This is a genomic window from Bacillus sp. FSL K6-0255 (assembly GCF_045040725.1).
GTDB lineage: Bacteria > Bacillota > Bacilli > Bacillales > Bacillaceae > Bacillus > Bacillus subtilis.
Window position 1 is genome coordinate 675,102 of the sequence record NZ_CP150278.1, and the last position, 21,802, is coordinate 696,903.

General features: G+C 46.3%; 18 protein-coding genes. 13 read left to right on the forward strand and 5 right to left on the reverse strand.

Translation table 11 applies throughout. The features are described from left to right. Positions 1-7 precede the first annotated feature (7 nt). Entirely contained in the window at positions 8-1,276 is a 1,269-nt protein-coding gene (gene purD / locus MHB62_RS03495) for a phosphoribosylamine--glycine ligase (protein WP_032722974.1), read from the forward strand. A gap of 38 nt (positions 1,277-1,314) precedes the next feature. Here the strand turns inward: purD and MHB62_RS03500 are convergent, their stop codons facing one another. Then, complete coding sequence (locus MHB62_RS03500; RefSeq protein WP_003233935.1) at positions 1,315-1,737, reverse strand: Lrp/AsnC family transcriptional regulator; 423 nt, start codon at positions 1,735-1,737, stop codon at positions 1,315-1,317. A gap of 143 nt (positions 1,738-1,880) precedes the next feature. Between MHB62_RS03500 and MHB62_RS03505 the strand changes: the two genes are divergently transcribed. Then, complete coding sequence (locus tag MHB62_RS03505) at positions 1,881-3,155, forward strand: APC family permease (RefSeq protein WP_029726603.1); 1,275 nt, start codon at positions 1,881-1,883, stop codon at positions 3,153-3,155. 14 nt (positions 3,156-3,169) lie between these two features. Here the strand turns inward: MHB62_RS03505 and MHB62_RS03510 are convergent, their stop codons facing one another. Further along, positions 3,170-3,397, reverse strand: coding sequence for a DUF2892 domain-containing protein (locus tag MHB62_RS03510; RefSeq protein WP_003233931.1), 228 nt, complete (start codon positions 3,395-3,397; stop codon positions 3,170-3,172). Positions 3,398-3,525: 128 nt separating this feature from the next. Between MHB62_RS03510 and MHB62_RS03515 the strand changes: the two genes are divergently transcribed. From MHB62_RS03515 to MHB62_RS03525, 3 genes are read left to right on the forward strand one after another with little or no spacing between them, the layout of a single operon-like run. Continuing rightward, positions 3,526-5,268, forward strand: coding sequence for an adenine deaminase (locus MHB62_RS03515; RefSeq protein ID WP_003233929.1), 1,743 nt, complete (start codon positions 3,526-3,528; stop codon positions 5,266-5,268). Between the two features lie 26 nt (positions 5,269-5,294). Continuing rightward, positions 5,295-6,290, forward strand: coding sequence for a DUF3048 domain-containing protein (locus MHB62_RS03520; protein WP_032722975.1), 996 nt, complete (start codon positions 5,295-5,297; stop codon positions 6,288-6,290). Positions 6,291-6,292: 2 nt separating this feature from the next. Continuing rightward, on the forward strand, positions 6,293-6,607 hold the full coding sequence (locus MHB62_RS03525; protein WP_003219429.1) for a YerC/YecD family TrpR-related protein: 315 nt from the start codon (positions 6,293-6,295) through the stop codon (positions 6,605-6,607). A 37-nt stretch (positions 6,608-6,644) separates the two neighbouring features. On the opposite strand, the gene MHB62_RS03530 is transcribed toward MHB62_RS03525, so the two are convergent. After that, entirely contained in the window at positions 6,645-8,222 is a 1,578-nt protein-coding gene (locus MHB62_RS03530) for an FMN-binding glutamate synthase family protein (protein WP_032722976.1), read from the reverse strand. A 262-nt stretch (positions 8,223-8,484) separates the two neighbouring features. Here MHB62_RS03530 and MHB62_RS03535 point away from each other — a divergent pair, with 262 nt between their 5' ends. The 5 genes from MHB62_RS03535 (at position 8,485) to MHB62_RS03555 (ending at position 15,860) form a co-directional block, all read left to right on the forward strand. Next, positions 8,485-9,171, forward strand: coding sequence for a heptaprenylglyceryl phosphate synthase (locus tag MHB62_RS03535; protein WP_032722977.1), 687 nt, complete (start codon positions 8,485-8,487; stop codon positions 9,169-9,171). Positions 9,172-9,232: 61 nt separating this feature from the next. Next, positions 9,233-11,452 carry a DNA helicase PcrA gene (gene pcrA / locus MHB62_RS03540; RefSeq protein ID WP_015383008.1) on the forward strand — a complete coding sequence of 740 codons (2,220 nt, stop codon included), beginning with the start codon at positions 9,233-9,235 and terminating at the stop codon, positions 11,450-11,452. Positions 11,453-11,475: 23 nt separating this feature from the next. Further along, positions 11,476-13,482: an NAD-dependent DNA ligase LigA gene (gene ligA / locus MHB62_RS03545; protein ID WP_032722978.1), complete on the forward strand. Its 2,007-nt coding sequence runs from the start codon at positions 11,476-11,478 to the stop codon at positions 13,480-13,482. Between the two features lie 15 nt (positions 13,483-13,497). After that, positions 13,498-14,688 carry a CamS family sex pheromone protein gene (locus tag MHB62_RS03550; RefSeq protein ID WP_003242795.1) on the forward strand — a complete coding sequence of 397 codons (1,191 nt, stop codon included), beginning with the start codon at positions 13,498-13,500 and terminating at the stop codon, positions 14,686-14,688. Positions 14,689-14,849: 161 nt separating this feature from the next. Then, positions 14,850-15,860: a phosphotransferase enzyme family protein gene (locus tag MHB62_RS03555; protein ID WP_003233909.1), complete on the forward strand. Its 1,011-nt coding sequence runs from the start codon at positions 14,850-14,852 to the stop codon at positions 15,858-15,860. A 37-nt stretch (positions 15,861-15,897) separates the two neighbouring features. On the opposite strand, the gene MHB62_RS03560 is transcribed toward MHB62_RS03555, so the two are convergent. Both MHB62_RS03560 and opuE read right to left on the reverse strand, forming a co-directional pair. Then, positions 15,898-16,596 (reverse strand): MgtC/SapB family protein, encoded by a 699-nt coding sequence (locus MHB62_RS03560; RefSeq protein ID WP_010886431.1) that lies wholly within the window; start codon positions 16,594-16,596, stop codon positions 15,898-15,900. A 105-nt stretch (positions 16,597-16,701) separates the two neighbouring features. Further along, complete coding sequence (opuE, locus tag MHB62_RS03565) at positions 16,702-18,180, reverse strand: proline transporter OpuE (RefSeq protein WP_003242814.1); 1,479 nt, start codon at positions 18,178-18,180, stop codon at positions 16,702-16,704. A 413-nt stretch (positions 18,181-18,593) separates the two neighbouring features. Between opuE and gatC the strand changes: the two genes are divergently transcribed. The 3 genes from gatC to gatB are packed head-to-tail and all read left to right on the forward strand — an operon-like array spanning position 18,594 to position 21,801. Further along, the gene (gene gatC, locus MHB62_RS03570) at positions 18,594-18,884 is read left to right on the forward strand and encodes an Asp-tRNA(Asn)/Glu-tRNA(Gln) amidotransferase subunit GatC (RefSeq protein WP_003219442.1); all 291 of its coding nucleotides are present in this window, start codon (positions 18,594-18,596) and stop codon (positions 18,882-18,884) included. A 15-nt stretch (positions 18,885-18,899) separates the two neighbouring features. Then, a complete protein-coding gene (gene gatA, locus MHB62_RS03575; RefSeq protein WP_003242878.1) occupies positions 18,900-20,357 on the forward strand; it encodes an Asp-tRNA(Asn)/Glu-tRNA(Gln) amidotransferase subunit GatA in 1,458 nt (485 codons plus the stop codon). 13 nt (positions 20,358-20,370) lie between these two features. After that, on the forward strand, positions 20,371-21,801 hold the full coding sequence (gatB, locus tag MHB62_RS03580; RefSeq protein ID WP_003219444.1) for an Asp-tRNA(Asn)/Glu-tRNA(Gln) amidotransferase subunit GatB: 1,431 nt from the start codon (positions 20,371-20,373) through the stop codon (positions 21,799-21,801). Position 21,802 lies beyond the last annotated feature (1 nt).

Here is a 21,802-nt window from a genome sequence, read left to right on the forward strand (position 1 = left end):
AAACGACGTGAATGTATTAATTATCGGTAAAGGCGGAAGAGAACATACACTGGCGTGGAAGGCAGCGCAAAGCAGCCTCGTCGAGAATGTATTTGCCGCTCCCGGAAATGACGGCATGGCAGCTTCCGCACAGCTTGTAAACATTGAGGAAAGCGACCACGCAGGGCTTGTCTCATTTGCAAAAGAAAATCAGGTCGGCCTGACCATTGTCGGCCCTGAGGTTCCTTTAATTGAAGGTCTGGTGGATGAATTCGAAAAAGCGGGTCTGCGCGTGTTCGGCCCGTCAAAAGCCGCGGCGATCATCGAAGGAAGCAAACAGTTCGCTAAGGATTTAATGAAGAAATACGACATTCCGACCGCAGAATACGACACGTTTACATCCTTTGATGAGGCGAAGGCATATGTGCAGGAAAAAGGTGCTCCGATTGTGATAAAAGCAGATGGACTTGCAGCTGGAAAAGGCGTTACTGTGGCTATGACAGAGGAAGAAGCAATTGCATGTTTGCATGACTTTCTTGAAGATGAAAAGTTCGGTGATGCGAGCGCGTCCGTTGTCATTGAAGAATATCTTTCTGGTGAAGAATTTTCTCTGATGGCCTTTGTCAAAGGGGAAAAGGTGTATCCGATGGTGATTGCCCAGGATCACAAGCGTGCGTTTGACGGAGACAAAGGCCCGAATACAGGCGGAATGGGCGCTTACTCTCCAGTTCCGCAAATTTCGGATGAAACGGTCCGCCATGCTGTAGAAACCATCGTGAAGCCGGCCGCAAAAGCAATGGTACAAGAAGGCCGTTCCTTCACTGGCGTTTTGTACGCTGGATTGATGCTTACTGAAAACGGCTCGAAGGTCATTGAATTTAATGCCCGTTTCGGCGATCCGGAAACACAGGTCGTGCTTCCGCGCATGGAATCTGATCTGGTACAGGTGCTTCTTGATCTTTTAGATGATAAGGAAGTTGACTTAAGATGGAAGGGTACCGCGGCAGTGAGTGTTGTGCTTGCATCAGAAGGGTATCCGGAAAGCTATGCAAAAGGCACGCCGATCGGCAGCCTTGCAGCAGAAACTGAGCAGGTTGTGGTCTTCCATGCCGGAACGAAAGCAGAAGGCGGAGAGTTCGTTACAAACGGGGGGCGCGTCGCCAATGTGACAGCTTTTGATGAATCGTTTGAAGCGGCTAGAGACCGAGTGTACAAAGCGGTTGATGAAATATTCAAACCGGGACTCTTTTTCAGAAAAGACATTGGGGCACGCGCTTTACAGGCTGCCCAAAAATAAGTGAGGAAAACCCGCAGATGAAGCTGCGGGTTTTTTTATTATGTAAAAGCGGGGTGGTGAGCGGAAGAAGAAAGGACAACGAGCGTGGTTGGTTTTCCATGGGCCATCGAGGCGTCAATAAAATCCTCAAGCGTATGTACCGATTCAGTCACGACCTTTGTCACATAGCTGTACATCCCTGTGATGCGGTGGTTTTCTGCTACATCAGGGTGCGCTTTTGCAAAGGCGGCGTAGTGCTTGCAGCTTTTCGGCTCCATGAGAATGAAAGCGGTGACATGCTTGTTTAGTTTTTCATAACAGATATTCGCGCTGTACCCGGTAATCACTCCTTTGTCTTCAAGCTTCCTGACACGCTCCGCCGCGCTTGGCGAACTGAGTCCGACAAGCTTTCCCAGCTCAACCATCGTTAATCTGCCGTTTCGCTGCAAATGCGAGAGAATCTGAAGGTCTGTATCGTCCATTTGTCCGGCTCCTTTACATATTTAGGCGAATGAATGAAAATTCCTTTGATCGTAAGGTAATGCTGTTGATTTAACTTCATTGTAGCATATGGATGCCGTCTTATTTTTTCTATAATAAAGCCATCAATCAGAGAGGAGGCATCATGTTGCCAGAATTACAGCGCTCTATTACTTGGATACAAGGGACGGCGTTAACGATTGGGGCGGTTTTAGGATGCGGGATATTAATCCTGCCGTCTGTCACTGCGGATACGGCCGGTCCGGCTTCTTTATTTGTCTGGGTATTCATGTCTTTTTTATCTTTTCTTCTCGTCGGCACGCTGGCACGGCTTGTGAAAATTGCGCCCAGCGCGGGAGGAATCACTGCTTATGTGCAGCTGGCCTTTCAGAAAAAAGCCGGGGCTATTTTGGGCTGGATCATGTTAGGTTCCGTTCCGATTGGCGTTCCCATCATCGCTTTGACTGGCGCGCATTACGTCAGTTACATCACAGAGGCGGCCGATTGGCAGATTACATTGATTGCTGGTTGCATGCTGGCTATATCTATTTTGCTTCATATGAGAGGCATTCAACTATCAGCAAACATCAGTACAATCGTTATTTGTGTCATCGTATTTCTGCTTGTCACTTCTATTGCTGTGTCATTGCCACACGTCACGATAGCAGAATTCAAGCCGTTTCTTCCGCATGGCTGGTCTGCCGCTGGATCTGTTTCAGTTATGATTTTTTTCTCTTTTGTAGGCTGGGAAATGATTACCCCGTTGGCTGAGGAATTTCATCGCCCTGAAAAAGATGTCCCGCTCAGCTTGTTTTTGGCAGCGTCTTGTGTGGCAGGGCTGTATATCATGCTGTCATTTGTGACGGTGGGGACTCATTCATATGGAGAGAATGGAGAAATTGCATCGCTTGCCATGCTCATTTCAAAAGGAGCAGGAGAAAGCGGTGTATATGTCACGGTATGTTTAGCGCTGTTTATTACATTCGCCACCATCCATGCCAATATTGCCGGTTTTTCAAGAATGGTGTACGCATTGGCGAGAGAGGGGCACATACCCGTATTTTTTGGAAAACTCAGTGCGACAAAACGTACGCCTATTCGCGTTTTGACAGCGATGGCCGCAGTGTTTGGCTTAGTGCTTGCAGCGCATGGTCTGTTTCAAATCGATTTGACGACTCTGTTGAAAGGGCCGAGCGCGGCTTTTATCGCATCTTACATATGTACAATGGCGGCAGCACTGAAACTGCTGGGCAGGAGAGATATAGGCTGGTGGATGGCGCTCGGGGCATTTGTGGCGTGCGCGGTGATTTATTCATTCAGCGGCTGGGCACTGCTTTATCCGGCAGTGCTGGCAGCTGCAGGATATTTCTATATGAAAACAAAGGGTGGGCATAAAAAAAAGCTTGATCACGTTTTGTGATCAAGCTTTTCCATTTATCCGTTTTGATGCTCGTTATTTCCAGAATCGCTGTGTTGAAACATGTAGGTCACAGGACAGAAGCGCAAGATTCCCGAACCCGCTTTCATGGCCCCCATAAAGATGTAAAAGAGATGCATTCTGCACCAAGGTTTTTTCGTAAACTTTGCACTGGCGGCTGACATAATCGTCAATCCGCAGGCGATTCTGAACACGGCATTGATGAGACTGATGTTTGGCTTCAAGGAAATCCGCTCCTTTTACTTAAAAAAGTTTTTTAATCGAACCTTCAAAAATTTGTAACGTTTTTATCGTGCGTGATGAGGAAGGATGTGATACCATGAGTCTAATACATGTAAAGGAGAGTATGTGAATGTCCGAACGCACCTTTAACTGGAAAAACAAAGACATCAGGGCACAGGTTGATGTTGTAGACTCAAAGCTGCTTCCAACGCTCCTTTTACGGAATGCTCTCGTCTTAAATCCATATGTAAAACAATGGCTGAAAAAAAACATTTGGATTTATCAGGACCGCATTGTTTATGTGGGTCATGAACTTCCGAATAGAGCCGAAGAAATTCATACGATTGATTGTGAAGGAAAATACATTGTGCCAGGTTATATTGAACCGCACGCACATCCTTTTCAAATATATAATCCCCAAACACTGGCGGAATATGTGTCTCAATACGGAACAACGACATTCGTGAATGATAACTTATTTTTGCTTTTGCAAAGCGGAAAAAAGAAAGCGCTTACGATTTTGAATGAACTCAAAAAGCAGCCTGTCCAGTATTTTTGGTGGTCACGCTATGACCTCCAGACCGAGGTTCTGAACGAGGACCACGTCCTTCCATTTGACGTCAGAAAACAGTGGATTGAACATCCGGATGTGATTCAAGGCGGAGAAATGACCGGATGGCCTCGCCTGGTAGATGGTGATGATTTAATGCTCCACTGTATGCAAGCTACAAAGAAACAGAGAAAACGTATTGAAGGGCATTTTCCCGGCGCTTCTGATAAAACGCTTACAAAAATGAAGCTGTTCGGTGCGGATTGTGATCATGAAGCGATGACAGGTGATGAAGTGATGAGAAGGCTGGAACTGGGCTATTATGTTTCCCTTCGGAACTCTTCCATTCGCCCCGATGTAAGAAAAATCTTGCAAGAGCTGCATGAGAAGGGCTTCCGCTATTATGACCACTTCTTTTACACGACAGATGGCGCAACCCCGAATTTCTATAAAGGCGGCATGACAAACGAGCTGATTCGCATTGCGTTAGAAGAAGGCGTACCTGCAATCGACGCCTACAATATGGCATCATTTAATATCGCAAAGTATTACCAAATGGATGATTATTTAGGAGTTGTCGGACCGGGCAGACTGGCATCGCTAAACATACTGGAAGATCCGTTAAATCCGAATCCAGTGACTGTTCTGTCAAAAGGGACCATTCTGCGTGAAAACGGCTGTGATTTGAAGGCGTTTACAAAGACGGACTGGCACAAAGGCGGTCTTGTCCCGCTTGAGCTTTCATATGATATGACGATGGATGACTTGCAGTTTTCTATGCCGATGGGCGTGAAAATGCGGAATGCGGTTATTATGGAGCCATATATGATTGAGATCGACAATTCGATGGAACAGCTCTCGTTTGACCATGATGAAAGTTATTTGACGATGCTCGACAGACACGGGAAATGGCGCGTCAATACGATGATAAAAGGGTTTGCCTCAAGCGTGCAGGGATTTGTAAGCTCCTTTACGACGACGGGCGACATTGTCGCGATTGGAAAAAATAAAGCGGATATGCTGCTCGCTTTCGCCCGCATGAAAGAAATCGGAGGAGGAATTGTTTTAGCGGAGAACGGAAACATTCTGCATGAAATCCCGCTTGCGCTGTGCGGCTGCGCCTCTTCGGAAGCGTATGAAGACGTGCTTGAGAAGGAACAAAAGCTGAGAGATCTTTTGACTGAAAGAGGCTATGAGTTTTGCGATCCTATCTATACGCTGCTCTTTTTGCAAAGTACGCACCTTCCGTATATACGCATTACGCCAAGAGGAATCTTCGACGTCATGAAAAAAACTGTACTCTTTCCATCGATAATGCGTTAAAATATAAAAGAGCAGGGAGCCGACATATGAAAAAATGGATGACAGTTTGCGCGCTGTGTTTCGTGTTTTTTCTGCTGGTATCCTGCCAGCAGAAGGATGCTGTCCCGGATACTGCAAAGAAGCTGAAAGCTCCTTTAACGGGGCTAAAGACTGAACAGAAGGTGACTGAACGCCGGCCTGTTGCTGTTGTGGTGAACAATCACCCGAAGGCGAGGCCGCAGTCGGGTCTGTCTAAAGCCGACATTGTCATAGAAGCGCTAGCCGAAGGGCAAATCACAAGATTTCTGGCTATTTTCCAAAGCCAGATGCCTGAAACTGTCGGACCTGTGCGGAGCGCGCGGGAATATTTCGTCACTCTCAGCAATGGCTTTGACAGCATATTTGTCCATCACGGCTGGAGTCCCGGCGCCAAAAAGCAGCTGGAATCCGGAGCTGCCGATTATATGAACGGATTGGATTTTGACGGAAGCTTATTTTGGAGAGCTGATTTCAGCAAACCGCCCCACAATTCCTATACGTCTTATGATTACATAAAAAAGGCGGCAGAACAAAAGGGTTATAAGCTGAAGCAGGAAACAAATCCGCTGCTGTTTCAAACATCAGATGCAAAACCTGCAAATGAATCTTACAATGTTCGGGTAGATTATGGAACAAAAAACGTTACAAATCTTGTCGAATACAACTATGATAAAAAAGCTGAATCTTATACAAGAAGCTCTGATGGTGTCATAACGACAGACCGGGAAACCGGAAAGCCGGTTGCAATGCAAAATATTTTCATTGTTGAAGCCAGCCATCATATTATTGATCAAGATGGAAGGCGGGACATCGACTTGGAATCAGGAGGAAAAGGTCTGTTGTTTCAGCACGGAAACGTCATTGAAACAGACTGGAAACAAGTGAATGGCAGAATTGTGCCGGTAAAAGACGGCAAGTGGCTTCCGTTTGTGCCAGGAAAGACTTGGATCAATATCGTACCTGATCTTGATGCGGCTTCCATTAGTAAAGGAGAAGGTGTGTAACGATGCAAATCGATAAATTACGCGGCAAAGAGCTGGACCAGTTATTTAACTCGATCTTATCGCTGAAAGACCTGGAGGAATGTTACCGATTCTTCGATGATCTATGCACAATTAACGAAATTCAATCGCTGGCTCAGCGCCTTGAAGTGGCGCGCATGCTTCGCGAAGGAAACACGTATCATAAGATTGAAACAGAAACAGGCGCTTCCACGGCTACGATTTCCCGTGTGAAACGCTGCTTAAATTACGGAAATGACGCTTATGAAATGGCGCTTGACCGTGTGAAGGAAACGGAAACTGAGTCTTCTTCAAAATAACATAGAACCGCCCTGCCGTTCGGCAAGGGCGGTTTCTTTATGAAACAAATTGATGGATCAGGTTGTCGATATCGATGAGACTGCCATCCTCTTTGCGATAGACAACATGCTCCTTGGAAAAGTGAATCGGCGAATTGATCCCTGCTGCGGCTGCAAGGTTAAACAGCCCCTCCCGCAGGGAAATGACGTAGTTGCAGACGCGATGCTGTTTTTCCTCAACGCTCAGTGCTTTTTGCAATTTCGGATCTGTCGTCGCCACACCTGCCGGACAGGTGTTGGTGTGGCAGACGAGAGCGCGGATGCAGCCAACGGAAAACATCATGCCGCGTGCGATGTTGACAAAGTCAGCGCCGAGGGCTAAGGCGACCGCGATTTTATCAGGAGTCAGGAGCTTTCCGGAAGCAAAGATTTTCAGCTGGCTGCGCAAGCCGTACTGTTTAAGAAGCGTGTCAACAATAGGCAGCGCTGTCATAATCGGAAGGCCGACTGTATCCGCGAGCTCGTAAAAGGAAGCTCCGGTACCGCCTTCACTTCCATCGATCGTGATAAAATCCGGATGCTTTCCGCTTTTCTGCATATAAGAGAAAAGCTCATGTAATTCTTCAGGATGCCCAGCGACCAGTTTGATGCCGACTGGCTTTTGTCCGACATCTCTAAGTTTTTCAATAAAGTCGAGCATTTCAGGAGGGTTTGAGAATTCATAAAAGCGGTTCGGGCTGTCAATCGACTTTCCAGGTTCGACATTCCGAATGTCTGCCACTTCCTCTGATACTTTGGCGCCGTCCACATGGCCGCCCCGGGTTTTCGCTCCTTGTGCCAGCTTTAGCTCAAACGCTTTAATCTGGTCAATCCTGCTTTTTCTTTTAAATTCCTCCCACGAAAATTCCCCGTTTCTTTTGCGCACGCCGAATAGGCCCGGTCCGATTTGGCAAATGATATCGGCGCCGCCCTTTAAGTGATATTCAGACAATCCCCCTTCACCTGTATTCATCCAGGTGCCGCCTGCCTGATGGAGCCCTTTTGAGAGCGCCGTAACAGCCCGTTCTCCAAGAGAACCGTAGCTCATGGCAGACTGGCCGACTAAGCCCTTCACATAAAATGGCTTCTCGCATGTATGCTCGCCAATCACCTGTACATCATCAGGATGGAGAAAATACGGGTCTGCCTTGATATGTTCGGCATGCTCCTTGCGTTTGAACAGATTGTCAGCATCCATTTTATAGATTTGGGTTTCAATTTTTGGCGTTTGATTTACGTGCATTTCTTCCCTTTGTTTTGGAAACATAGCGTTACGGATATAATAGCCAGGTTTATCAAAATCTCTTACAGATCCAAAGCCCATCATTCTGCTTTTGTATTTGCCGGAGATGACGGTTTGCTCATATTCCTTTCGTGAAAAAGGCTGCTCCTCATTGTCATTGCTGTATAAATACTGTCTGAGCTCCGGCCCGATTTTTTCAAGGGTATACCGAAACCTTCCGATGACGGGATAGTTGCGAAGAATTGAGTGCTCCTGCTGTTTTTCATCCTTTATGTAGATCCAGGCAAACAAGACGATCGGGATAGCGATGATCCCTATGATAAATGCGATGAGTGCTATTATGATGGTTTCCATCTCTCAGCCTCCCTTTTTATGTAACCATTTCCACAGTTGAACACTTTCCAAACAATAGCAGAAGGAATCTGGTGAAAAATGTGTGCTTCTGCCGATACAGGACTCAGAGAGCAGGTACTGCCATATGCTCTTTTTTTATGAAAATAGAATCAAAACACCTTTTTCAGTGAATAACGAGATTAACGGCTTTTTCCGTTTTTCCGCGCTATGTGAATTTGTTATAATGTTTAAATGGTAACAAACGAATGGAGGAACGTATGACGTGTACGATGTAACGGAGTGGAAGCATGTCTTTAAACTCGATCCAAATAAAGATTTGCCTGACGAACAGCTGGAGATTCTTTGCGAATCAGGAACGGATGCGGTCATTATCGGAGGAAGCGATGGTGTGACAGAGGATAATGTCCTGCGGATGATGTCTAAGGTAAGACGGTTTTTGGTGCCGTGTGTCCTAGAGGTATCAGCGATTGAAGCGATCGTTCCCGGCTTTGACTTATATTTTATTCCGAGTGTATTAAACAGCAAAAACGCGGATTGGATTGTCGGAATGCACCAGAAAGCCATGAAGGAATACGGAGAACTGATGTCTATGGAAGAAATCGTGGCGGAGGGCTACTGCATCGCAAATCCAGATTGCAAAGCCGCGGCACTGACTAAAGCGGACGCCGATCTGAATATGGATGATATTGTCGCCTATGCGCGTGTGTCGGAGCTGCTGCAACTGCCGATTTTTTATTTAGAATACAGCGGCATGCTTGGAGACATAGAAGCTGTCAAGAAAACGAAGGCTGTATTGGAAACGTCAACCTTGTTTTATGGGGGCGGCATCAAGGATGCGGAAACGGCCAAACAGTATGCAGAGCATGCGGATGTGATCGTTGTAGGCAATGCTGTGTATGAAGATTTTGACAGGGCTTTGAAAACAGTAGCGGCTGTGAAAGGCGAGTAGTAAATTGTACGGATTTGGTTTATGATAGAACATATGTTTTGTATAGGCGGGTGAACAAATTTTGAATTATATTAGCAATCAATTACTAAGCGGTTTAAACCCCGTTCAGCAGGAAGCAGTCAAAACAACGGACGGGCCTCTTTTGCTGATGGCGGGAGCGGGAAGCGGAAAGACGCGTGTCCTGACCCATAGAATTGCTTATTTAATGGCAGAAAAGCATGTGGCGCCGTGGAACATTCTGGCGATCACATTTACAAATAAAGCGGCACGCGAAATGAAAGAACGTGTGGAAAGCATCCTCGGACCCGGCGCGGACGATATCTGGATTTCCACATTCCACAGCATGTGCGTGCGGATCTTGCGCAGAGATATCGACCGGATTGGGATCAACCGAAATTTCTCCATCCTTGATACGGCTGACCAGCTTTCAGTGATCAAGGGGATTTTGAAGGAGCGCAATCTTGATCCGAAGAAGTTTGACCCGAGAAGCATCCTCGGTACGATCAGCAGTGCGAAAAACGAATTGACCGAACCGGAGGAATTCTCTAAAGTTGCTGGCGGCTACTACGATCAGGTGGTCAGCGATGTATATGCTGATTATCAGAAGAAGCTATTGAAAAACCAGTCGCTCGATTTCGACGATTTGATTATGACGACGATTAAACTGTTTGACCGAGTGCCGGAAGTACTTGAATTTTATCAGCGCAAATTCCAATACATCCATGTTGATGAGTATCAGGATACGAACAGGGCGCAATACATGCTTGTTAAGCAGCTTGCCGAGCGTTTCCAGAACCTTTGCGTTGTGGGGGATTCTGATCAGTCAATCTACAGATGGCGCGGCGCGGATATCACCAACATCCTTTCATTTGAAAAAGATTATCCGAATGCAAGCGTGATTTTGCTAGAACAAAACTATCGTTCAACGAAACGGATTTTGCGTGCGGCTAACGAGGTCATCAAAAACAACTCTAACCGCAAACCGAAAAATTTGTGGACGGAAAACGATGAAGGCATCAAAATTTCCTATTATCGCGGTGATAATGAATTCGGAGAAGGACAGTTTGTGGCCGGTAAAATTCATCAGCTTCACAGCTCAGGCAAGCGGAAGCTGTCTGATATCGCCATATTATACCGGACAAACGCGCAGTCCCGTGTGATTGAGGAAACGCTTCTCAAAGCGGGCTTGAACTATAACATTGTCGGCGGCACAAAGTTCTATGACAGAAAAGAAATTAAAGACATTCTTGCGTACCTGCGCCTCGTATCCAATCCTGATGACGATATCAGTTTCACGCGCATTGTCAATGTGCCGAAGCGCGGAGTCGGTGCGACATCACTTGAAAAAATCGCTTCGTATGCGGCCATAAACGGCTTGTCATTTTTCCAAGCGATTCAGCAGGTTGATTTTATCGGCGTCAGTGCCAAAGCGGCAAACGCGCTTGACAGCTTTAGACAGATGATTGAAAACCTGACCAATATGCAGGATTACTTATCTATTACAGAGCTGACAGAAGAAATTCTTGATAAGACGGAATACAGAGAAATGCTGAAGGCTGAGAAATCGATCGAAGCCCAAAGCCGTTTAGAAAATATCGACGAGTTCCTGTCTGTTACGAAAAACTTTGAACAGAAAAGTGAAGACAAGACACTCGTTGCGTTCCTGACAGACTTGGCATTGATCGCAGATATTGATCAGCTCGATCAGAAGGAGGAAGAGTCAGGCGGCAAGGATGCGATCACCCTGATGACACTGCACGCCGCGAAAGGACTGGAGTTCCCGGTTGTTTTCTTGATGGGGCTTGAAGAAGGCGTCTTCCCGCATAGCCGTTCACTCATGGAGGAAGCGGAAATGGAAGAAGAACGCCGCCTTGCGTACGTTGGGATTACAAGGGCTGAACAGGAGCTTTATCTGACCAACGCTAAAATGCGCACCTTGTTTGGCCGGACGAATATGAACCCGGAATCTCGCTTCATTGCTGAAATACCGGATGATTTATTGGAAAACCTAAATGAGAAAAAAGAAACGAGAGCGACGTCTGCGAGAAAAATGCAGCCGAGACGCGGCCCTGTTTCACGCCCGGTATCCTACGCCAGCAAAACAGGCGGCGACACCTTGAACTGGGCAGTCGGAGATAAGGCGGGCCATAAAAAATGGGGAACAGGAACTGTCGTCAGCGTAAAAGGCGAAGGAGAAGGGACGGAGCTCGATATTGCCTTCCCGAGCCCTGTCGGCGTGAAACGCCTGTTAGCAGCATTTGCTCCTATTGAAAAGCAGTAATTGAAGAGGAAAGGAAGAAGCAGATGGACAAAGAAACAGCGAAGCAGCGGGCAGAAGAACTGCGCCGCACCATCAACAAGTATAGCTATGAATATTACACCTTAGATGAACCGAGCGTCCCAGATGCCGAATACGACAGATTGATGCAGGAGCTGATTGCGATCGAGGATGAGCACCCAGACCTCAGAACGCCTGACTCTCCTACGCAGCGCGTCGGCGGAGCCGTGCTTGAAGCGTTTCAGAAAGTCACCCACGGCACACCGATGCTCAGTTTGGGCAACGCCTTTAATGCTGATGATCTTCGTGATTTCGACCGCCGTGTGCGCCAAGCCGTCGGCGACGATGTGGCGTATAATGTGGAGCTGAAAATAGACGGTCTTGCTGTTTCTCTCCGTTATGAAGACGGCTATTTTGTCAGAGGAGCCACAAGAGGTGACGGAACGACGGGAGAGGATATTACGGAGAATCTGAAGACGATCCGCAATATCCCCCTCAAAATGAACCGTGAGCTGTCAATCGAAGTGCGCGGCGAGGCGTATATGCCGAAGCGTTCGTTTGAAGCTCTCAATGAGGAACGGATTAAAAATGAGGAAGAACCGTTCGCCAATCCGCGAAATGCCGCGGCGGGATCACTCAGGCAGCTCGATCCGAAAATTGCAGCGAAACGAAACCTCGATATCTTCGTCTACAGTATAGCGGAGCTTGACGAGATGGGTGTGGAGACGCAAAGCCAGGGGCTTGATTTTCTCGACGAACTCGGATTTAAAACGAATCAGGAGCGAAAAAAATGCGGCGACATAGAAGAAGTCATAGTGCTGGTCGATGAGTTTCAGGCGAAGCGCGCTGACCTGCCGTATGAAATAGACGGCATTGTCATTAAAGTCGATTCTCTCGATCAACAGGAGGAGCTCGGTTTTACGGCGAAAAGCCCGCGCTGGGCCATCGCGTATAAGTTTCCTGCTGAAGAGGTCGTGACGAAGCTTCTCGATATCGAATTAAATGTCGGCAGAACGGGTGTGATCACGCCGACCGCGATTCTTGAGCCGGTAAAAGTTGCCGGCACAACGGTCTCAAGAGCATCCCTTCATAACGAAGATTTAATTAAAGAGAAGGACATTCGGATTTTGGATAAGGTTGTTGTCAAAAAAGCGGGCGATATCATCCCGGAAGTCGTGAATGTCCTCGTTGAACAGCGTACAGGAGAAGAAAAGGAATTCAGCATGCCGACGGAATGTCCTGAATGCGGCAGTGAGCTCGTCCGGATCGAAGGAGAAGTGGCGCTTCGCTGCATTAACCCTGAATGTCCGGCGCAAATCCGGGAAGGGCTGATCCATTTCGTTTCCCGCAATGCCATGAACATTGACGGTCTCGGCGAACGAGTGATCACACAGCTGTTTGAGGAAAACCTTGTCCGCAATGTGGCAGATTTATATAAGCTGACGAAGGAACGAGTCATCCAGCTTGAGCGCATGGGTGAAAAGTCCACTGAAAACCTGATCAGCTCCATCCAAAAATCAAAAGAAAATTCGTTGGAGCGTTTGCTGTTTGGGCTTGGCATCCGTTTTATCGGATCAAAGGCTGCAAAGACGCTTGCCATGCATTTTGAAAGCTTGGAGAACCTGAAAAAAGCCTCTAAAGAGGAACTTCTCGCGGTAGATGAAATCGGTGAAAAAATGGCTGACGCGGTCATCACCTATTTTCATAAAGAAGAAATGCTTGAACTCTTGAATGAACTTCAGGAGCTGGGCGTAAACACGCTCTACAAAGGCCCGAAAAAAGTAAAAGCAGAGGACAGCGACTCTTACTTTGCCGGTAAAACAATTGTTCTGACAGGAAAGCTGGAAGAGCTGTCAAGAAACGAAGCCAAAGCGCAAATCGAAGCGCTGGGCGGAAAGCTGACCGGAAGCGTCAGCAAAAACACAGACTTAGTCATCGCCGGAGAAGCGGCGGGAAGCAAGCTGACAAAAGCACAAGAGCTGAACATTGAAGTGTGGAATGAAGAACAGTTAATGGGAGAGCTAAAGAAATAAGAGGAGTGTTTTCTATTGAAAAAGACGTTGGCATTGGCGGCAACGGCGGCAGTATTAATGCTGTCTGCCTGCTCGTCAGGTTTCGGGGGGGAGAAGGAGGAAGAGATTACGCAAAAGACGGCGAAATCGTCAGAAAAAGCGATTGTCCCGAAATATAATATCTCTGACTCCTATTACAAAATGGTGCTGCCGTTTAAGGCAGGCAAAGCGCGCGGCTTAACAACGGAACAGCTGAACACTAGGCTGGACATTGACGAGTTTGAAACAGGGCTGATGCGTCTTGCCCAAGATTCTTTCTCGACTGACGATTATCTGTTCCAAGAAGGACAATATTTAGATGAGGATACAGTATTAAGCTGGCTGGCACGGAAAAAAACGGGCTCTGATTTGAAAAAAGCCGAAAAAGAAGATAAAAACTTCAAAAATGAAGGCTTGAACCCGGCGCTCCCGAGCTCTGGTTCAACAGAAGAAAAGAACGAAAGCAGCCCGATTTATTTAGCATCCATGCTTGAGCACGATTATTTAGTCAGAAAAGACAAGAATTCTATCCAGCTTGGCGGCGTCATGATCGGACTTGCGTTAAACTCAGTGTATTACTATCGTGAAAAAACTGGCGACCCGCAAAAAGAAGTGGAGATTAAGGACAGCACGCTTCGCCAGCAGGGAGAAAAAATTGCACAGGAGGTTATTAACCGCCTCCGCAAAAAAGATAACTTGAAGAATGTGCCGATTACCGTCGCGCTCTACAAGCAGGCGTCAAAAACATCGATTGTGCCGGGGAACTTCATCGCCAAAACAGAGGTCAAAGCAGGCTCTACTGATATCTCAAATTGGGATGACATCAATGAAAAATATGTATTCTATCCGGCGGATACAACCACAGCAGAAAAGTACCCGGATGACACCGAGGTCTTTAAGCGGTTCAAAAACTCAATTGAAGAATATTTCCCGAACTATACAGGCGTTGTCGGTACAGCGCTGTATGAAAATGATGAAATGAAGAAAATGAAGATTGACATACCAATGCAATTCTATGGAAAAAGTGAAGTTGTCGCGTTTACCCAGTTCTTAACGGGTGAAGTGATGGACTACTACTCTAAGAGCTCAGTTGATGTCGAAGTCAATATCACGTCCTCAGACGGACAGGAAGCGGTCATTATCCGCAATGCCGGAGATAAAGAGCCGACTGTTCACATTTATGACTGATAGAAAACCCTTGTGCCATATTGGCACAAGGGTTTTTATGATACAATTAACAGGAAAAGGGAAATTATTTTCGCTTCTGCCGAAACACAAATCAAGGGGAGGTATGTTGATGCTGGAAATCGTGTGAAAACAATCATTATCAAATCTATAGCAATGAAAGGATGTTAGACGTGCATAAAGATATCAAAAAAATATTTCATGAAGAGCAGGTTTTGGCAGAAGCTGCAGCGAGATACGGTTTCTCAAAAGATCAGGTGCGTTTTCTGGCTGATGCGGAAAACTATGTATATGAATGTATGAAAGACAATCAACCTTATATTTTAAAGATTACCCATACGATTCGGAGATCTTCTGATTATATAATGGGAGAGATGGAATGGCTCCGTCACCTTGCAATAGGGGGAATTTCAGTAGCCAAACCGCTCCCGTCGCTGAACGGAAAAGACGTAGAAGCAGTGCCGGACGGAAACGGCGGGTCATTTTTATTGAGAGTGTATGAGAAAGCGCCGGGGCAAAAAGTGGATGAATCGGACTGGAATGAAACGCTATTTTATGAGCTTGGCAGATACACAGGCAGCATGCACAGCCTGACAAAAAGCTACAAATTGAGCAATCCCGCTTTCAAAAGACAGGAATGGGATGAAGAGGAGCAATTAAAGCTGAGAAAATATGTGCCTGAAGATCAGATAAAGGTGTTTCAGCAAGCCGATTCTTTGATGAATGAACTGCGGAGGCTCCCGAAAAGCCAGGACAGCTACGGCTTGGTGCATGCGGATCTGCACCATGGCAATTTTAACTGGGATCATGGCAAAATCACGGCATTTGATTTTGATGATATCGGCTACAACTGGTTTGTTAACGATATTAGCATTCTTCTCTACAATGTCCTGTGGTATCCTGTTGTGCCATATGATGATAAAGCTGCGTTTACAGAAGAATTTATGACGCATTTTATGAAAGGGTACTGGGAGGAAAATGAGCTTGACCCTGCATGGCTGATGATAATACCTGATTTCCTCCGCCTTCGCCATATGCTGATTTACGGATTGCTACATCAGATGTTTGACCTTAACACAATAGGAGAAGAAGAAAAAGAAATGCTGGCCGGTTTCAGAAGAGATATAGAGAATGGCACGCCGATTACAGCATTTGATTTTTCAGCACTGGTGTAGATAGAAAAAGCCAATGGGATTCCAGTCCCATTGGCTTTTATAATGTATCACACTTCACGCCGACTACGCCTTCAATGGCTTTAATGTCATAGTAGACATCGGTCGTGTATCTGTTTTTATGGACGCGGACCTTCACTTCCATAATTGGAAAATCCTTTTCGCCCAGGTCGTCGATCCGAACGGAGTGTGCTTTGATATCTCTTCTTTTCATTTCTTTTAAAATCTCTGTCATTTTGTCTTTATCAGAAAGCGACATTCTGATGCGGATGTCTTTTTCCTGCAGGCGGTCGGGGCCTATTTTTCTGACCACCCATGGGAGAAATTCCACGCTGATCAGGATGAACAGAAGACTGGCAAACGCTTCTTTATAAAAACCGGCTCCCGTAGCAAGCCCGAGCCCCGCTGCCCCCCAGATCATGGCCGATGTCGTCAGGCCGGAAATGACATCATTGCTTTTTCGCAGGATGACACCGGCTCCGATAAACCCGACGCCGGAGATGATTTGTGCCGGCAGACGAAGCGGATCCATCATGATGCGGTAGTATTTAGGGAAATGATATGCCGCATTAATACTGACGATCGTCAGCATGCATGAGCTGACTGCGATGACGATACAGGTTTTTAATCCGAGCGGCTTATTTTTTAATTCGCGTTCAAGCCCGATGACCATGCCAATCAATGTGGCAATGCCCAATTTCAATAAAATATCAGGATCAATATACCAGCTCAACAGCAACTTCACCCTTCTCTATGGTGTTTTTAAATAAATATGATTTTCTCACAGTATTTATAGCAAAACAAGAGCACAAAAGCCACCAAGCTGCGCTTGATGGCTTATTGCTTACTTTTTGCGTTTTAACAGCTTTTCCATGACACCGAATAATCGGTAAGAGGCTTTTGCAGGACGTTTTGTGATCATGCTGACAATGATGCCGGCAATCATACTGAGAATAAACCCAGGGATGATTTCGTACACACCGGTTGATTTTGCCAGGCCGGTTGTAATCCAGATCAACACGGTCGCAGCCCCGACAATCATGGCAGCAAGCGCGCCCCATTCGTTCATTCGCTTCCAATATAGACTGAGCAGAATCGCAGGTCCGAAAGCTGAACCGAAGCCGGCCCAAGCGTATCCGACCAAATCAAGAATGGTGCTGTTCGGGTTCAATGACAAGAGTACCGCGATAACGGCAATGACTAAGACGGACAATCGCCCGATCATGACCAATTCTTTATCAGAAGCTTTTCGTCTGAAAAATGACCGGTATAAATCCTCTGTCACTGCACTTGCTGTGACCAAGAGCTGCGAGGAGATGGAACTCATGATTGCAGCCAAAATAGCTGACAATAAGAACCCTGTAATTAATGGGTGGAACAAGATTTTAGAGAAGATAATGAAAATCATCTCCGGATCTTTTACAGCAACTCCGAATTTATGGGCGTATGCAACACCGATTAAACCCGTCAGCACGGAACCTAGAACTGTAATGATCATCCAGCTCATACCGATTCGGCGTGCAGGTTTTAAATCTTTAATGTCTTTAATGGCCATAAATCGGACGATGATATGAGGCTGGCCGTAGTAGCCTAACCCCCAGGCTAAATAGGAAATAATGCTAATGACGCTCGCGCCTTTAAAAATATCCAATAAATGTGGATTAACAGCGTCGATTTCATGGAAAGTCGGAGCAACGCCGCCCACATGGGTAAAAGCAACGATCGGCACAAGCACTAGTGCTGCAAACATGATCGCACCCTGCACGAAGTCAGTCAGACTGACAGCAAGGAAACCGCCAAACAGTGTGTATAATACTACAACTGCGGTGGTCAGAAACAAGCCTAATTTGTAATCCGCACCAAAAGCAGATTCAAACAGCCGTCCGCCAGATACCATACCGGAAGAGGTATACAATGTGAAAAAGATCATGATGATCAATGCAGATACGATTTTCAGCAGTGATGAAGAATGCTGGAATCGTTTATCAAAGAAATCAGGAATCGTAATCGCATCATCCGCCGCTTCCGTATAAGCACGCAGTCTTGGAGCCAGCAGCAAGTAATTTGAGTACGCCCCGATTGTAAGACCTAAAGCAAGCCATAAGGTGGACAGCCCTGTCGCAAACATCGCGCCGGGAACACCCATCAGCATCCATCCGCTCATATCGGCCGCGCCGGCAGACAAAGCAGTAACGAATGGTCCGAGGCCTCTTCCTCCAAGCATGTAATCATTGATGTCAGTGGTTTTCTTGAATGCATACCAGCCGATTAACAGCATGGCAATAAAGTAAATTCCTAAAGATATAATAATTTCAATACTCACGTTTTACCCTCTCTTCATTTCTAATAATGTTGCATCACCTCTCAAATTGATGGTGCCAGTTAAGCAGCCTGGCGTAAGTGCAAAACAAAAGAAATTCTTTTGCGGGTGCACTTGGTAACTTAACCTAACAAAGTATTCCCGGCCATTCAAGCGATGAAACATTGATCATAAGCTGGAAATACCGTTGCAAACCTAGAAGGGAATAAAGAATAAAACGCTTTCAAAAAATAATTAAAGTAAAAATATTCAGAAAAATATTTCGTTTCTCCTTCTCCTCATTTTAGTATAAAATATATAGGGTATTGTTTCGAAAACACAGGCCTGTCTCAAGGCGTTTTGTTGCTTTAAAGGGCTTGTTTTTGATATGATCAGTATTATATGACTTAACGGAGAAATATGTGGAGGTGGATCATATGTCACGAATTTCAATAGAAGAAGTAAAGCACGTTGCGCACCTTGCAAGACTTGCGATTACTGAAGAAGAAGCAAAAATGTTCACTGAACAGCTCGACAGTATCATTTCATTTGCTGAGGAGCTTAATGAGGTTAACACAGACAATGTGGAGCCTACAACTCACGTGCTGAAAATGAAAAATGTCATGAGAGAAGATGAAGCGGGTAAAGGTCTTCCGGTTGAGGATGTCATGAAAAATGCGCCTGACCATAAAGACGGCTATATTCGTGTGCCATCAATTCTGGACTAAAGGAGGGACACAAGAATGTCATTATTTGATCATAAAATCACAGAATTAAAACAGCTCATACATAAAAAAGAGATTAAGATTTCTGATCTGGTTGATGAATCTTATAAACGCATCCAAGCGGTTGATGATAAGGTACAAGCCTTTTTGGCATTAGATGAAGAAAGAGCGCGCGCATACGCGAAGGAGCTTGATGAGGCGGTTGACGGCCGTTCTGAGCACGGTCTTCTTTTCGGTATGCCGATCGGCGTAAAAGATAATATCGTAACAAAAGGGCTGCGCACAACATGCTCCAGCAAAATTCTCGAAAACTTTGATCCGATCTATGATGCTACTGTCGTTCAGCGCCTTCAAGACGCTGAAGCGGTCACAATCGGAAAACTGAACATGGACGAATTCGCCATGGGATCATCTACAGAAAACTCAGCTTACAAGCTGACGAAAAACCCTTGGAACCTGGATACAGTTCCCGGCGGTTCAAGCGGCGGATCTGCAGCTGCGGTTGCTGCGGGAGAAGTTCCGTTTTCTCTTGGATCTGACACAGGCGGCTCCATCCGTCAGCCGGCATCTTTCTGCGGCGTTGTCGGATTAAAACCTACATACGGACGTGTATCTCGTTACGGTCTGGTCGCATTTGCGTCTTCATTAGACCAAATCGGGCCGATTACACGTACGGTTGAGGATAACGCGTTTTTACTTCAAGCGATTTCCGGCGTAGACAAAATGGACTCCACGAGTGCAAATGTGGACGTGCCTGATTTTCTTTCTTCATTAACTGGAGACATCAAAGGACTGAAAATCGCCGTTCCGAAAGAATACCTTGGTGAAGGTGTCGGCAAAGAAGCGAGAGAATCTGTCTTGGCAGCGCTGAAAGTCCTTGAAGGTCTCGGCGCTACATGGGAAGAAGTGTCTCTTCCGCACAGTAAATACGCGCTTGCGACATATTACCTGCTGTCATCTTCTGAAGCGTCAGCGAACCTTGCACGCTTTGACGGCATCCGCTACGGCTACCGCACAGACAACGCGGATAACCTGATCGACCTTTACAAGCAAACGCGCGCTGAAGGTTTTGGAAATGAAGTCAAACGCCGCATCATGCTTGGAACGTTTGCTTTAAGCTCAGGCTACTACGATGCGTACTACAAAAAAGCGCAAAAAGTGCGTACGTTGATTAAGAAGGATTTTGAAGACGTATTTGAAAAATATGACGTTATTGTTGGACCGACTACACCGACACCTGCGTTTAAAATCGGTGAAAACACGAAGGATCCGCTCACAATGTACGCAAACGATATCTTAACGATTCCGGTCAACCTTGCCGGCGTACCGGGAATCAGCGTGCCATGCGGATTAGCAGACGGACTTCCGCTCGGCCTGCAAATCATCGGAAAACACTTTGACGAAAGCACTGTATACCGCGTTGCTCATGCATTTGAACAAGCGACAGACCATCATAAAGCAAAACCTGAACTGTAAGGGGTGAAAAGAATTGAACTTTGAAACGGTAATCGGACTTGAAGTCCACGTTGAGTTAAAAACAAAATCAAAAATTTTCTCAAGCTCTCCAACGCCATTCGGCGCGGAGGCGAATACGCAGACAAGCGTTATTGACCTCGGATACCCGGGCGTCCTGCCTGTTCTGAACAAAGAAGCCGTTGAATTCGCAATGAAAGCCGCTATGGCGCTCAACTGTGAGATCGCAACGGATACGAAGTTTGACCGCAAAAACTATTTCTATCCTGACAACCCGAAAGCGTATCAGATTTCTCAATTTGATAAGCCAATCGGCGAAAACGGCTGGATCGAAATTGAAGTCGGCGGAAAAACAAAACGCATCGGCATCACGCGCCTTCACCTTGAAGAAGATGCCGGAAAACTGACACACACAGGCGACGGCTATTCTCTTGTTGACTTCAACCGCCAAGGAACGCCGCTTGTTGAGATCGTATCAGAGCCGGATATCCGCACGCCGGAAGAAGCGTACGCGTATCTTGAAAAGCTGAAATCCATCATCCAGTATACAGGCGTTTCTGACTGTAAAATGGAAGAAGGCTCACTTCGCTGTGACGCCAATATCTCTCTTCGTCCGATCGGCCAAGAGGAATTCGGCACAAAAACAGAATTAAAAAACTTGAACTCCTTTGCGTTTGTTCAAAAAGGCCTTGAGCATGAAGAAAAACGCCAGGAGCAGGTTCTTCTTTCCGGCGGCGTCATCCAGCAAGAAACTCGCCGTTATGATGAAGCAACGAAGAAAACCATTCTTATGCGTGTCAAAGAGGGATCTGACGACTACCGTTACTTCCCAGAGCCGGATCTAGTCGAGCTCTACATTGATGATGAATGGAAGGAACGCGTAAAAGCAAGCATTCCTGAGCTTCCGGATGAGCGCCGCAAGCGTTATATCGAAGAGCTTGGCTTGCCTGCATATGACGCGATGGTTCTGACGCTGACAAAAGAAATGGCTGATTTCTTCGAAGAAACCGTTCAAAAAGGCGCTGAAGCCAAACAAGCGTCTAACTGGCTGATGGGTGAAGTGTCAGCTTACCTAAACGCTGAGCAAAAAGAGCTTGCCGATGTTGCCCTGACACCTGAAGGCCTTGCCGGCATGATCAAATTGATTGAAAAAGGAACCATTTCTTCTAAGATCGCGAAGAAAGTGTTTAAAGAATTGATTGAAAAAGGCGGCGACGCTGAGAAGATTGTGAAAGAGAAAGGCCTTGTTCAGATTTCTGACGAAGGCGTGCTTCTGAAGCTTGTCACTGAGGCGCTTGACAACAATCCTCAATCAATCGAAGACTTTAAAAACGGAAAAGACCGCGCGATCGGCTTCCTAGTCGGACAGATTATGAAAGCGTCCAAAGGACAAGCCAACCCGCCGATGGTCAACAAAATTCTGCTTGAAGAAATTAAAAAACGCTAAT

Coding starts and splice junctions, on each gene's coding strand:
- MHB62_RS03500 (WP_003233935.1), bottom strand. CDS start 1,737: ATGGACGATACAGACCTTCAGATTCTCTCGCATTTGCAGCGAAACGGC.
- MHB62_RS03505 (WP_029726603.1), top strand. CDS start 1,881: ATGTTGCCAGAATTACAGCGCTCTATTACTTGGATACAAGGGACGGCG.
- MHB62_RS03515 (WP_003233929.1), top strand. CDS start 3,526: ATGTCCGAACGCACCTTTAACTGGAAAAACAAAGACATCAGGGCACAG.
- MHB62_RS03520 (WP_032722975.1), top strand. CDS start 5,295: ATGAAAAAATGGATGACAGTTTGCGCGCTGTGTTTCGTGTTTTTTCTG.
- MHB62_RS03525 (WP_003219429.1), top strand. CDS start 6,293: ATGCAAATCGATAAATTACGCGGCAAAGAGCTGGACCAGTTATTTAAC.
- MHB62_RS03530 (WP_032722976.1), bottom strand. CDS start 8,222: ATGGAAACCATCATAATAGCACTCATCGCATTTATCATAGGGATCATC.
- ligA (WP_032722978.1), top strand. CDS start 11,476: ATGGACAAAGAAACAGCGAAGCAGCGGGCAGAAGAACTGCGCCGCACC.
- MHB62_RS03555 (WP_003233909.1), top strand. CDS start 14,850: ATGTTAGACGTGCATAAAGATATCAAAAAAATATTTCATGAAGAGCAG.
- gatC (WP_003219442.1), top strand. CDS start 18,594: ATGTCACGAATTTCAATAGAAGAAGTAAAGCACGTTGCGCACCTTGCA.
- gatA (WP_003242878.1), top strand. CDS start 18,900: ATGTCATTATTTGATCATAAAATCACAGAATTAAAACAGCTCATACAT.